General features: G+C 72.0%; 10 protein-coding genes and 1 pseudogene. 8 read left to right on the top strand and 3 right to left on the bottom strand.

Features of this window, described 5'->3' with window-relative positions:
* The coding region (locus FNH08_RS28255; protein ID WP_322725601.1) for a bifunctional 3-(3-hydroxy-phenyl)propionate/3-hydroxycinnamic acid hydroxylase at positions 1-1,461 on the bottom strand (1,461 nt) is incomplete at its 3' end.
* Between the two features lie 191 nt (positions 1,462-1,652).
* On the opposite strand from FNH08_RS28255, the gene FNH08_RS28260 reads away from it, so the two are divergent.
* The 3 genes and pseudogenes from FNH08_RS28260 (at position 1,653) to FNH08_RS28270 (ending at position 4,374) form a co-directional block, all read left to right on the top strand.
* Positions 1,653-2,315 (top strand): TetR/AcrR family transcriptional regulator, encoded by a 663-nt coding sequence (locus FNH08_RS28260; protein WP_152774360.1) that lies wholly within the window; start codon positions 1,653-1,655, stop codon positions 2,313-2,315.
* Positions 2,316-2,340: 25 nt separating this feature from the next.
* Complete coding sequence (locus tag FNH08_RS28265) at positions 2,341-3,129, top strand: 2-keto-4-pentenoate hydratase (protein ID WP_152774361.1); 789 nt, start codon at positions 2,341-2,343, stop codon at positions 3,127-3,129.
* Between the two features lie 211 nt (positions 3,130-3,340).
* Positions 3,341-4,374: pseudogene (locus FNH08_RS28270) on the top strand (amidohydrolase family protein).
* 28 nt (positions 4,375-4,402) lie between these two features.
* Here the strand turns inward: FNH08_RS28270 and FNH08_RS28275 are convergent.
* Positions 4,403-5,131: an IclR family transcriptional regulator gene (locus tag FNH08_RS28275; RefSeq protein ID WP_152774366.1), complete on the bottom strand. Its 729-nt coding sequence runs from the start codon at positions 5,129-5,131 to the stop codon at positions 4,403-4,405.
* A 150-nt stretch (positions 5,132-5,281) separates the two neighbouring features.
* Between FNH08_RS28275 and FNH08_RS28280 the strand changes: the two genes are divergently transcribed.
* From FNH08_RS28280 to FNH08_RS28300, 5 genes are all read left to right on the top strand, one after another.
* Positions 5,282-6,154, top strand: coding sequence for a 2-keto-4-pentenoate hydratase (locus FNH08_RS28280; protein ID WP_322725595.1), 873 nt, complete (start codon positions 5,282-5,284; stop codon positions 6,152-6,154).
* Entirely contained in the window at positions 6,151-7,107 is a 957-nt protein-coding gene (locus tag FNH08_RS28285) for an acetaldehyde dehydrogenase (acetylating) (RefSeq protein WP_322725596.1), read from the top strand. Before FNH08_RS28280 ends, FNH08_RS28285 begins: the two co-directional genes overlap by 4 nt.
* Complete coding sequence (gene dmpG / locus FNH08_RS28290; protein ID WP_152774362.1) at positions 7,104-8,135, top strand: 4-hydroxy-2-oxovalerate aldolase; 1,032 nt, start codon at positions 7,104-7,106, stop codon at positions 8,133-8,135. The genes FNH08_RS28285 and dmpG overlap by 4 nt, the downstream gene beginning before the upstream one ends.
* 114 nt (positions 8,136-8,249) lie before the next feature.
* On the top strand, positions 8,250-9,194 hold the full coding sequence (locus FNH08_RS28295) for a phytoene/squalene synthase family protein (RefSeq protein WP_322725598.1): 945 nt from the start codon (positions 8,250-8,252) through the stop codon (positions 9,192-9,194).
* A gap of 120 nt (positions 9,195-9,314) precedes the next feature.
* Positions 9,315-10,343: a PP2C family protein-serine/threonine phosphatase gene (locus FNH08_RS28300; protein WP_322725599.1), complete on the top strand. Its 1,029-nt coding sequence runs from the start codon at positions 9,315-9,317 to the stop codon at positions 10,341-10,343.
* Here the strand turns inward: FNH08_RS28300 and FNH08_RS28305 are convergent.
* Positions 10,334-13,583 (bottom strand): family 78 glycoside hydrolase catalytic domain (locus tag FNH08_RS28305; RefSeq protein ID WP_152774364.1); only part of this gene is annotated, 3,250 nt, incomplete at its 5' end. The two genes, FNH08_RS28300 and FNH08_RS28305, sit on opposite strands and share 10 nt — an antisense overlap.

A 13,583-nucleotide genomic window follows, 5' to 3' on the forward strand; every position in this document is an offset into this window, starting at 1 on the left:
GTGCCCGGTCATCCAGGGCAGCAGGACGCCGTCGGTGTCGACGAGGGTGCCCTCGGCGGGGTGGGAGCCGGCAGGGGTGACGGTGAGCGAGGGGATGCCCAGGCGGTCCCATCCGGGCTGGGGTGTGACCGGTCCGGCGTGCAGGAGCAGCCAGCGGCCGCCGAGCGCGTCGTCCAGCCGCACCCGCTCCCCGTGGGGCCCGGTCACCCAGGGCTGGGGGATCTGGTGCCCGGTCGCCTTGGCGCGGGGGCGGGCCCGCAGCCCCTCTGCGTAGTGGGCGACGGGTATCCAGTGGGAGTCCTGCAGCCGGCCGCTGAAGCCCGGCACCCGGATCAGGACCGGCAGCACGGAGTCACGGACGCGGGTGACCGCGCGCCGCCGTTCGGTGATGATCCGCCCGACGAACACCGCCCTCCTGGTGACCTCCTTGACGTGCGGCTTGCGCTCCGCCTCGTAGCTGTCGAGCACGGTCTCGGGCAGTTCGCCGCGCAGTACGGCGTCGAGCTTCCAGCACAGGTTGGCCACGTCCCGCACCCCAGCGGCCATGCCCTGGCCGATCCACGGGGGCATGGCGTGGGCGGCGTCACCGGCCAGGAAGACGCGGCCCACCCGGAAGCGGGCGGCGAAGCGCACGTGGTGGCTGTAGACGGTGGCCCGCAGGATCCTGATGCTGTCCCGGCCGATCCCGTACCGGGCCACCATCGCGTGGATCGCGTCGTCGCTGGTCAGGTACGTCTCGTCGTCGCCCGGCAGGACCGGGAACTCCCAGCGGTGGTGTCCGAGGGGCGTCGGGCAGTCCACGGCCGGGCGGGCCGGATCGCAGCGGAAGCGCAGCCGGTCGTGGTCCGGCCAGGGCTTGAGCACCTCCGTGTCGACAACCACCCAGCGGTCCTCGTAGGTACGCCCCTCGTAACCGACGTTCAGCTGCGCGCGGGTGAGACTGGAGCCGCCGTCGGCCGCGATCACGTACGAGGCGCGCAGCCGGCGGACGGAGTCGTCGGAGGTGCCGACCACGGTCAGCTCCACACCGTCGGCGTCCTGCCGCAGCCGCAGGCACTCGTGCCGCAGCAGGACCTCGACGTTCGGATGACGGGCTGTGCCGTCGCGCAGGACCTGCTCCAGCGCCGGCTGGTAGATGAACATCTGCGGTGGATGGCCGTGGCCGCGCGGGGTGGGGTGCGCGCTGAGGAAGGCCCGGCCCCGCGCGTCGACGAAGTCGAGTGGCCGCTCGGCCAGCATGTCCTGCTTGAGCCGGTCGGCCAGACCGACGCGCTGCCAGATGCGTACGACCTCCTCGTCGGTGGAGATGGCCCGGGCACGGGAGTAGACCTCGGCGTCGCGTTCCAGGACGACGGTCCTGAGGCCCATCGCCCCCAGCAGGTTCGCGGCGGTGACACCCGTGGGCCCGTAGCCGATCACCGCCACGTCATACGCACTGTCCTCGCCTATGTCCTCGCCTATGTCCTCGCCTACGTCCTCGGCTCTCTCCTCGGCTCTGATCCCGCTCACCAGGCCACCTCACTGTCGTCCCTGTGCTGCCGTCGGCTCTTACTGATTCTTGCTGTAGTGGTCGTTCCAATTGGAATGAGCGCTACGGTAAAGTGGGTGCTGGAGACGGTCAAGGGCGAGGCACGGCAGGAAGGGCACATCCGATGACCAGACCGCAGACGACGCGGAAGAAGCGTGCGAACGGGATGGAGTCGCGGCAGCGCATCCTCGACGCCACCGTGGAGATCGCGGGCGAGCGGGGGTACGAGGGCACGTCGATCGCGGCGGTCAGCGCCAAGTGCGGGCTGCCCGCGAGCTCGATCTACTGGCATTTCAAGGACAAGGACGACCTGATCGCAGCGGTGATCGAGCGCAGCTTCGAGAGCTGGCTCGCGGCCGTCGAGCTGCCCGGTGAGGAGACCGGCACATCGCTCGAGCGGGCCACCGCCATGGCGGTGAACGTGGCGAAGTCGCTCGTCGACGCCCCCGACTTCCTGCGTCTGGGCCTCATGCTCGCCCTGGAGCGCCGCCCCACCGAGCCCCGGGGCAGGACGGTGTTCCTCCAGGTCCGCGACATCGCCAACCAGAAGATCGCCGAAGTGGTCGCGACGCTCTTCCCAGACCTGGACGAGGACGCCGTACGCGCCCTCACCGTCTACGCCGTCGCAGGCGCCGACGGTCTGTTCGTCCACCGGGAGATCAGCGGCGACGCCGTCGACCTGGTGGCGATGTTCGAGTTGCACGCACAGCTGGTCCACGACGCGGCCGCCCGCATGGCGTCGAAGGCAGAGGGGTCAGAAGCGGCGGGATCAGGAGCGACGAGATGACGAGCAACGGGATGAGGAGTGACGGATGGCCCTGACCGCGCCCGAGCGCGGGGAAGCCGCCCGGCTGCTGCGCCACGCCGAGCACCACGTGGCACCGATCGACCCGCTGTCGGCCCTGCTGCCCGGTCTTGACCTGACCGACGCCTACGCCGTCCAGCAGGACAACATCGCGCGGCGCCTGGCCGACGGCGCCACGGTCGTCGGCCACAAGGTCGGCCTGACGGCGACCGCGATGCGACAGCTCCTCGGCGTCGACGAGCCCGACTTCGGCCACCTGCTGGACGACATGGTCCACCGCGACGGCAGCGCCGTTCTCGCCGCGCGTTACTGCGCCCCGCGGGTCGAACCGGAGATCTGCTTCCGTCTCGCCCGCCCCCTGTGCGGCCCCGAGGTGACCGTCGAGGACGTACTCGAAGCCACCGAGGCGGTCGCTCCCGCCCTGGAGATCGTCGACAGCCGCATCCGGGACTGGAGGATCGCCCTGGTCGACACCGTCGCCGACAACGCCAGCTCCGCCGGCCTGGTCTGCGGCCCCTGGACGCCGCTGGAAGACGTGTCCGACCTCGCCGGCGTCACTGTCGACCTGATCGTCGGAGGCGAGCGCGTCGCGACCGGCAGCGGCAAGGACGTACTGGGCCATCCGGCCGCCGCCGTCGCCTGGCTGGCCAACACACTCGCCGCCTTCGGCACCACCCTGGAACCCGGCCGACTGGTCCTGCCCGGCGCCATGACGACCGCCCCCTCCGTCAGCGCGGGCCAGCAGGTCGAGGCACGCTTCAGCAGTCTGGGCGAGGTGTCGGTGACGTTCGTCTGACCCGTCCACCGATCCTCCCAGGAGTTCCGCAGGCCCCTGGCCCCCGGCCTGAGGCCGACACCCCTGCCGGAGCCGACGCCCCCCGGCCGGAGCCGACATCCCTGCCGAGCACACCCGCCCCTCCGGCCGACTCCTCCGCCACACCGGATCCGCCTCGGTCCACGCTCACCCCCTGCATCCTCGCCCTACTCACCGCGAAGGAGGCCGCGTCATGTCCGGCTCCCCCCGTCGCATCGACGTCCACCAGCACCTCGTCCCGCCCTTCTACCGGGACCGTCTCGCCAAGGCCGGCATCGCCGAGGCCGGCGGGCGGACCCTGCCCGACTGGAGCCCGGAGGCCGCGCTGGAGCTGATGGACCTGCTCGGCACCGCCATCGGGATCGTCTCGGTCTCGACCCCCGGGACCGCCTTCCTCACCGATCCGGACGAGGCCGTGGACCTGGCCCGCCGGCTCAACGACTTCTCGGCGTCCCTCCCCGAGGACCACCCGGGCCGCTTCGGCTGGTTCGCGACCCTGCCCATGCCCGACACCGACGCCTCGGCGGCGGAGGCGGAGCGTGCGCTGACGGAACTGGGCGCCGACGGCGTCACCCTGCTCGGCAACAACCACGGCGTCTACCTCGGCGCCGAAGGCCAGGACGCCCTGTGGCGGCGCCTGGACGAACACGGTGCCGTCGCGTTCGTCCACCCGGCGGAACTGCCCGCACCCGCGTCGACGGCATCCCCCCGTTCGCCGCCGACTTCCTCCTCGACACGACGCGCGCGGCCTACCTCCTCGTCCGCAACGGCATCGTGCGCACCTACCCGAACATCCGGTTCATCCTCAGCCACGCCGGTGGCTTCGTGCCGTACGCCTCCCACCGGATGGCCGTGGCCATCGCGAGCGACACCGGCCGCAGTCCTCTGGACGCGCTGGACGACTTCCGCTCCTTCTACTTCGACACCGCGCTGTCCTCCAGCTCCGCGGCCCTGCCCTCCCTGCTCGCCTTCGCCCGCCCCGACCGCATCCTGTTCGGCAGCGACTGGCCCTTCGCACCGACCGTGGCCTGCCAGTACTTCGCCCACGGCCTCGACGAGGCCGCTCTCCCCGCGGTCAACCGCGCCAACGCCGAAGCCCTGTTCCCCCGCCTGGCCGCCTCACCCCCGGCCGCCGCGACCCGCCCGGCCGCGATGCGCCTGCGTCAGTCCGCCCAGCGAGCCGGCGCCCGCCTCTTCTACAAGCTCGTCCAACCCGGCACCGGGTGAGGCACGCCCTCACCGAGCGAGCCGCCGGTCAGACGCCGACTCCGCCACGCAGCACACGGGACAGCCCCAGGGCCGCCGTACGCACCGCCGGTGCCAGCTGGGCGGGGCTGAAGCGTGCGCGTGGGACGGCCACGGAGAGGGCGGCGACCGTGGTGTCGCCGGCGAACACGGGGGCGGCGATGCAGCTCACGCCCGGGGCGGCCTCCTGTTCCTCGTAGGCGAGCCCCGAGACCTGGATCTTCTCCAGGGACATGCGCAGACGGGCCGGATCGGTGATCGAGTGGGGTGTGAGGCTCGGCAGCGGCCGGGACAACACCTCATCGGTCAGCTCGGCGCCGGAGAACGCGAGCAGGGCCTTGCCCACACCGGTGCAGGTCAGCGGCAGGCTGCCACCGATGCGGGAGGGCAGCTGCAGCGCCTCGTGTCCGTGGATGCGTTCCAGGTAGACCACCTCGAGGCCCTCGCGGACGCCGAGGTGGATGGTCTCCCGGGTGGCCTCGAACAGGTCCTGGAGGAAGGGCAGGGCCGTCTCCCGCAGATCGAGGCGGTGCGGGACCAGCGAGCCGAGTTCGAACAGCTTCCCGCCGAGCCGGTACCGGTGGCCCGAGCGCTCCAGCCAGCCCAGATGGACGAGGTCCGCCGCCAGCCGGTGCACGGTCGGCTTGGGCAGGCCCGTACGCTCCGAAAGTTCCGACAAGCGGAACGGACCGCCGCTGGGACTGAAGCATTCCAGGATGGCTGCCGCTTTCTCCAGCATGCTGCCGGACGCGTTGTTCCGTGACATGGAACGAAGTTTGTCCGACCGGGGTGGTGGTGTCTATACCGGGTGGTGCCGTCGGGCGTGCCGAAGCCCCTCGCTCGCCCACACCCCCCGCACCGCGCACCCCGCACCCCCTGGAGGTACCTCGTGTCGACCGAGCTCGACGGCGTCCGCCCGGACGCCGTTCCACCGGCCGTGGTGAAGGCCGCCGACCTGCTGGCCGAGGCCGCCCGTACCGGGATCGCCTGCCCGCCGGTGCGGACCCTGTTCGACGAGGGCGATCTGGAGGCCGCCTACGGCGTGCAGCAGCTGGGCGTCCGGCGCGACCTGGACTCCGGCCGCCGGATCGTCGGCCGCAAGATCGGCCTGACCTCTCCCGCCGTCCAGCGGCAGCTCGGTGTGGACCAGCCCGACTTCGGCGCGCTCTTCGCGGACATGGCCGTCCCCGACGGTGGTGAGGTGCCCGCCGGACGGCTGCTCCAGCCCAAGGTGGAGGCCGAGGTCGCGCTCGTGCTGGGCCGCGATCTGCCGGACCGCGAGTGCACCGTCGTCGACGTGCTGCGCGCGGTCGACTTCGCGCTGCCCGCTCTGGAGATCGTCGACAGCCGCGTACGGGGGTGGGACATCTCCCTCGTCGACACCGTCGCCGACAACGCCTCCTGCGGCCTGTACGGCCTGGGCGCCACCCCCGTACCGCTCACCCGGATCGATCTGCGCACGGTCACGATGGCCATGACGCGCGGCGGCGCGACCGTCTCCGAGGGCAGCGGCGCCGACTGCCTCGGCAGCCCCCTCAACGCGGCCGTCTGGCTGGCCTCGGCCCTCGCCGAGCGGGGAGATCCGCTGCGTGCGGGCGACCTCGTGCTGACCGGCGCCCTGGGCCCGATGGTCCCCGCCCGCCCCGGCGACGTCTTCGAGGCCACGATCTCGGACCTCGGCTCGGTGCGCGTCGCGTTCGCCACGGACGGAACGGATACGGGCGGAACGGAAACGGACGTAACGGAAGGAGACACCCAGTGACCCGCCCCCGCACCAAGGCCGCCATCATCGGCTCGGGCAACATCGGCACCGACCTCATGATCAAGGTGCTGCGCCTCTCGGAGAGTCTCGACGTCGTAGCGATGGCCGGGATCGACCCGGACTCCGACGGCCTGGCCCGCGCCCGCCGTCTGAAGGTCGCCACCACCCACGAGGGCGTCGAGGGGCTCGTCGGGCTGGACCAGTTCGCCAACGTCGACCTCGTCTTCGACGCGACCTCGGCCGGGGCCCACCGCCACCACGACGACGTACTGCGCCCACTGGGCCGTACCCTCGTCGACCTCACTCCGGCCGCCGTCGGCCCGTACGTCGTCCCGCCCGTCAACGGCGACGCCCACCTCGACGCCCCGAACGTCAATATGGTGACCTGCGGCGGCCAGGCCACCATCCCGATCGTCGCCGCCGTGGGCGCCGTCACCCCGGTGCACTACGGCGAGATCGTCGCGTCCATCGCCTCCCGCTCGGCCGGGCCCGGCACCCGGGCGAACATCGACGAGTTCACCGAGACCACGTCCTCCGCGATCGAGCAGGTCGGCGGCGCCGCCCGGGGCAAGGCGATCATCGTCCTCAACCCGGCCGAACCCCCGCTGATCATGCGGGACACCGTGCACTGCCTGGTGTCCGACTGCGCCACCGAGGCCGTCACCGCGTCGGTCGAGGCGATGGTCGGCCGGGTCCATGCCTACGTGCCCGGTTACCGGCTCAAGCAGAAGGTGCAGTTCGACCGCGTGCCCTCCGACGACCCGCTGCGCGGCCTGCTCCCCGCCGGCGCCGTCGGCACGGACGCGATGAAGGTGTCGGTCTTCCTGGAGGTCGAGGGCGCCGCCCACTACCTCCCGGCCTACGCCGGAAACCTCGACATCATGACCTCGGCCGCGCTGCGCACCGCCGAGCGCATGGCCGCCCACCGCGCGCGACAGGGGGCTACCGCATGACCACCGAACTGTACGTCCAGGACGTGACCCTCCGGGACGGCATGCACGCCGTCCGCCACCGGTACACCGTCGAGCAGGCCCGGACCATCGCCGCCGCCCTCGACGCCGCCGGGGTGGCCGCCATCGAGATCGCCCACGGCGACGGCCTGTCCGGCTCCAGCGTCACCTACGGCGTCGGCGCCCACACCGACTGGGAGTGGATCGAGGCCGTCACCGGCGCCGTGCACCAGGCGATCCCCACGACCCTGCTGCTCCCGGGCATCGGCACCCTGCACGACCTCAAGCAGGCCCACGCGCTGGGCATCCGCTCGGTGCGCGTCGCCACCCACTGCACCGAGGCCGACATCTCCGCCCAGCACATCGCCGCCGCCCGCGAGCTGGGCATGGACGTCGCCGGGTTCCTGATGATGTCCCACATGGCCGAACCGGCCGAACTCGCCCGCCAGGCCAAGCTGATGGAGTCGTACGGCGCCCACTGCGTGTACGTCACCGACTCCGGAGGCAGGCTGACGATGGACGGCGTACGGGACCGCTTCCGCGCGTACCGGGACGTCCTCGACCCCGCCACCGAACTCGGCATCCACGCCCACCACAACCTCGGCCTGGGCGTGGCCAACACCGTCGTCGCCGTCGAGAACGGCGCGGTGCGGGTCGACGCCTCACTGGCCGGTCAGGGCGCGGGCGCCGGCAACTGCCCGCTGGAGGCGTTCGTCGCCGTCGCCGACCTCATGGGCTGGAAGCACGCCTGTGACCTCTTCCCTCTCATGGACGCCGCCGACGATCTCGTACGACCGCTGCAGGACCGTGAGGTACGGGTGGACCGCGAGACGCTCAGCCTCGGCTACGCGGGGGTGTACTCCAGCTTCCTGCGCCACGCGGAGGCAGCCGCGGCCCGCTACCACCTGGACACCCGCAGCATCCTGGTCGAGGTCGGACGGCGGGGCATGGTCGGCGGCCAGGAGGACATGATCACCGACATCGCGCTGGACCTGGTCGCCCGAGTCGCCCGAGGGGAGAGCGCCGCCTGAGCCGGGGCGCTCCGGCACCACGCGGATCGATCCCCTGTCCGCACGCCGACTACGGTGGCCGGGTTGCCGTCCGGCTCCCAAAGTCGCCGGGACCGGGGATCGAGGAGGCCGACCGTGGGACCGTGGTGGGGCAGGGCGCTGGACGCCGCCGGGATCGACTCGGCACGGCTGCGGGCCGACTACACGCGGCAGCGACGGACCGTCGCCCGCCACCGTCCCAGCAGCTATCTGGCCGCCCGCCTCCTGGTGCGTCGTGAGCTCCTCCCCCATCTCCTGGCCGTGACGGCCTTCATGGACCGCACCGACACCCTCCTGGACAGCGGTCCGCCGGCCCAGCGCGCCACCGCTTTCGCGCACTGGGAGCAGCAGGTCCGTGAAGGGCTGGCCGGCGGTACCACCGACCACCCCGACCTCCGGCCCCTGTTGCACACCATCACCGTCCACCCGCCGCTGCGGGCCCGCGTGACGGAGTTCCTCACCGCCGCCCCGGCCGACCTCGACTTCGCGGGCTTCGCCACCGAGGAGGACTACCAGGAGTACGTCGACGCCTACACCCTTCCCGCCTTCATGCTGATCGCCGGTCTGCTGGCGGGCGAGGACATCCCGGCCGGCTACCGCGAGGCATGCCGGACGTACATCGACGGCAGCCAGCGCCTGGACTTCGTCAACGACCTGGCCGAGGATCTCGCGGAAGGCCGTCTCAACCTCCCCCAGGAGACCCTGGACACGTACGGGGTCACCCGTGCCGACCTCGAATCCGGCCGTGACACCTCTGGTACCCGGGCCCTGCTGGCCCACGTCCTCGACCGGGCCCGTCGGTCGGTGGACGCCGGGCGGCCGATGGCCGACCTCGTGGCGCCGGAGGGCCGCCCCCTGTTCCGCGCCATGATCGGCATCGAGGACCTGACGGCCCGGGCGGCGCAGGCCAAGGGAGCCGCGCTGCTACGCGGCCCCGCCCGACCGCCGCTGTTCAGGACGCTGAGGCTGCTCTTCGGCGAGCGTGCCCGGGCGAGGCGGAGTCCGGTGACAGCCGGGACCGGGACCGTCAAAGCCTCGTAGCGCCTCAGGGCACCGAGAGCGCACTTTGTTCCGGATATGATGCGTTTTGTGCCTACCTTGAGGCGACCGAGACGCCGTCGCCCGCACGGCGGCCGTTGGGAAGCTGTCCGGCTGTCACCGGTGGTTCTCACCGTCCTCATCTCCGCGCTGGCGTTCGCCACACCGCGGGAGATCGCCTTCAGCCGCCTCCTGCCCGCCGCGCCCGCCCTGGCGGCCTCGATGTGGCCCGTGATCCCCACGATCCTGCTGGGGGCGTTCTGCCTGCTGGTCATGATCGGGCTGAGCCTCGTCTACACCGACCTGGGGACGCCGTACACGGCGGCTGCGATCGCCGCGGTCACCTTGGCCGCCGCATACGCGAGCCACGTCCGGCTCCGGCGGGAGGAGACCCTCTTCCAGATCCGGCTCGTCGCCGACGCGGCCCAGAAGGTGCTGTTGCGTCCCCTGCCCAGCCGTTTCGAGGACATCGAGATCGAGTCGCTGTATGTGGCGGCCCAGGCGCAGGCCCGGATCGGCGGGGACTTCTACGAGGCGGCCGAGACACCGTACGGCGTCCGGCTGCTCCTCGGAGACGTACGCGGCAAGGGCCTCTCCGCCGTGGGGGCGGCCTCGGCGGTGATCAGCTGTTTCAGGGAGGCCGCACACGACGAGGCCGATCTGACGAGCGTCGTCCATCGTCTGGAGACCAGCATGGGGCGGCACAGCGCCGCGTTCCCCACCCAGGACCTGCCGGAGCGTTTCGCCACCGCGCTTCTCGCCGAGATCCCGCACGGCGGCGGCCACATCAGACTCCTGAACTGCGGGCACCCGCCGCCGCTGCTCGTGCACCACGGGAAAACGTTCGTACTGGAGCCCACCGCCCCCTCGCCGCCCCTCAACCTGGCGACGCTCATCGGAGACCACTACCGGATCGACACCGTGACCTTCGCCCCGGGCGACCAGTTGCTGCTCTACACCGACGGTGTGACGGAGACGCGGGACCACTCGGGCGAGTTCTTCCCCCTGGAGGACTGGATGGGGCGGCAGGATCCGGCATCGCCGCAGGGCCTGCTCGACCGGCTGCACCAGGCCCTGCTGCGTTTCAGCGGCGGACAGCTCGACGACGACATCGCGGCCCTGTCCGTGCGTCGCCCGGACCATCACGGGTGACCGCCCAGGGGCGGCGTCGAGCGGAAGGTCCAGTGCCCCGAGCCGACCGCGTACACCGCCTCGGTCGCCGTGGACCGGAGCAGACGCGCTCCCTTCGGCGCTGACGCGTGGCCGCCGGCGGCTGGGACGTGGATCTCCGCCGTGCTGCCGGCGGGGACGTCGACCGTGAGGCGGAAGCGGCCGGCCGTGCGGGCCCAGTCCGTGCGGGCCACGCCGTACGGGGTCCGGTACGAACCCGACGCCGAGGTCAAGTCGCCCACGACGGCCGGGGCGACGAGCAGTTCCGCGTAGCCCACGGAGTCGGGTGTCTGCGAGATGCCGGCGACGCGGCCGGTGAACCAGGAGTCGATGGCGCCGAGCATGAAGTGGTTCTGCGACTGGCCGGGGCCGCCGTCCCAGGACTCGCCGAGCGTGGTGTTCCCGGCCAGCACCTGGTAGCCGTAACTGGGGCTGGTGGTCCGCGTGGCGATCTTGTGCACAATGTCGTCGCGGCCGGACGTGGAGAGGACGCGGAACGCGGCGGGGAGGGAGATCTCTCCGAGCAGCAGGTGGTGGCCCGCGGTCTCGACCGCCGCGGTGAAGTGGGCCAGCAGGCGGTCCCTCTCCCCCGCCGGATGGGCGCCCATGTCGAGAGCGAGGGCCTCCGCGCCATGACCTCCGCCACCGAACGTGCCGGTCGCCCGGTCGTAGTACTTCGCCGTCAGTGCCCGGGCAGCGGTGTCGGCCTTCGCCCGGTAGTCCGCGGCGGCCGTGTCGTCGCCGAGGACGGTGGCGATCCGGTTCAGGGCGTCGAGGACGCGCCAGTACCCGTAGGTGCCGGCCACCGCCCGCGGGAAGGTGCGGTCCGGGGTGAACCAGTCGCCCAGGCCGCAGTCGAGGATGCCACCGGAGACCTGCGTCTCGAGGAAGGCCGCGTACTGCCGCATCCGGGGGTAGTAGGTGCGCAGTGTGTCCCGGTCGCCGTAGGTGGTGTAGAGCTGCCAGGGCACCAGGACGAAGGCACCGCCCCAGTTGGAGTCGTTGCGGTAGGCGCCGGGGAGGTTCGTGTACTCGGGGACGGTGCTCGGGATCAGGCCCTCGGCGGTCTGGGCGTCGGCCATGTCGCGGACGATCTTGCGCAGGTGGGCCCGCATGTCGAAGTTGGCGGCGAGCGCCGGGAAGACCAGCTGGTCCTGTTCGAGCCAGCCGAGCTTCTCGCGGCTCGGGCAGTCCGTGAGGACGCTCATCATGTTGCCCTCGACGGCCCGGCGGATCAGCCCGTGGATGCCGTTGATCAGCGGGTCGGAGCTGGTGAAGGTGCCGGCCGAGGCGTTGTCGGTACGCAGCACCTTGCCGCGTACGGCGACCTCGGCCCCCTCGGGCACGCCCTTCAGTTCCAGGTAGCGGAAGCCGTGGTAGCTGAACCTCGGGTGCCAGGTTGCCGTGCGGCTGTCGCGGGTGGTGTAGCTGTCCCACAGGGGCGCGCCGACGTTGCTGATGGACTGGAAGGCGTGGCCGTCCTTGAGGCTCTCGGCGGGATGGACGCGGATCTCCGTCCCGGCGGGGGCGCTGACGGTGAGCTCCGGCCAGCCGGCGATGTTGCGGCCGAGGTCGAAGACACGGCTGCCGTGGGCGCCGTCGACCTCCTTGCCGGTGAGCGTCTCCACGACCCGGATCGGTTCGGTCTCGCGGGCGCTGAGTACGGCGGGCGCGGCGGCGGTGCCGGGTGCCGTCACGGTGACCGCCCGGTCCCAGGAGCGTCGGTCGCCCCGGGGCTCGTCCCAGTGCGGGATCTCGCGGCGGGCGTCGTAGTCCTCCCCGCCGTACCAGTTGCTGGAGGTGGTGGGACCGAGCGTGGTGCGCCAGTCGTCGCCGCTGGTCACCGTGCGGACCGTGCCGTCGGCGAGGGTGACCTCCAGTTGGGCGATGAGCTTCGGGTCGCTGATGTTGCCGTACAGCTTGCGGTAGCGGTCGGCGGTGCTGACGACGTTGGACATGCCGTTGCCGAGGGCCACGCCGAGGGTGTTGGCGCCTGCGCGCAGGCGGTCGGTGACGTCGTGGGTGGCGTACTGGACGCGTTCGCGGTAGTCGGTGTTGGCGGGCTCCAGCACGGCGTCGCCGACCGGTTCGCCGTTGAGGGTGGCCTCGTAGACGCCGAGGCCGGCGATGTGGAGGCGGGCACTGCGGATGCCGCGTGGGAGGGTGAAGTCGTCGGCGAGCAGGGGCAGTCCGGCGGGGAGGTACGGCTTCGGCGGCTGCCGGCCGGTGACTTCGGCGAGTGTGGTGTACGGGCCGGTCGGGGCGTCGGCCGCCGACAGGGCGTAGTCGACGGGGAAGTGCGGGACGCGGCCGTCGGCGGTGAGCACGTCGGCGCGCGGGTAGAGCGCCACCTGGTCGAAAGTCCTGGCGGCCTTGAGGTCGAGGGTGAGGGTGACGGGGGCGGCCGAGGTGTCGGCGGAGGTGTGGGCGGCGCTGGAGTAGCCGGCGGCGGTCTGCAGAGCGCTGTTGGGCAGGCCGTCCACGGCGAGGGCTGGTTCGTAGGTCTTGCGGACGGTGGTCGTCTCGGACGCGGTGACCGCGGCGCCCTTGGCGAGGCCCGTGGTCGCGGTCGCGGAGTCGCGGACGTCGATCTCGCCGAGTTGGAGGCGCCAAGTGCGGGCGTCGACGCTCTCCTTGAGCGGCAGGCCGAGGCGGGTGACGTCGAGGCGTAGGTAACGGGCCGTCGTGCGGGGCAGGTTGACGACGACGGGCTCGATCTCGCGTTCGCTCAGCCGCCAGTCGGTGTGGGTGATCCACTGTGCTTTCCAGTCGGACGCCCGGGTCAGGCCGGTCTCGAAGACGGCCGGTTCGCTCCAGCCGGAGCCGCCGCGGTGGGTGCCGGACCAGAGCATGACGCGCCAGTGGACGCGGGTGCGGGAGCCGAGAGCGCGGCCCGCGTAGGTGGTCTCCGGTACGGCGGAGGAGACCTTGCCGGAGTCCCACAGGTCGGGCCGTCCGGAGCGCAGGCGCTCGGGTGAGCTGGCCGCCTGGACGCGGTAGGCGGTCTGCAGGGCGCCCGGGGTGCGGGCGGTCGTTCCCCAGCTGAGGACGGGCGTGGTGTCGTCGATACCGAGCGCCTCGTCGAGGTGTTGGGTACGTGGGTGAACGGGGTTGAGGGTGCCGACGGGCTCGGGGGCTGCGTGCACGGTGCCGGACAGGAGGGTGACGAAGGCGGTCACCGCGGCCGGTAGGAGGACGGCGAGGCGGGGCCTGGGTCTGAGT

It is taken from the genome of Streptomyces spongiae (genome assembly GCF_009377185.1).
GTDB classification, from domain to species: domain Bacteria; phylum Actinomycetota; class Actinomycetes; order Streptomycetales; family Streptomycetaceae; genus Streptomyces; species Streptomyces spongiae.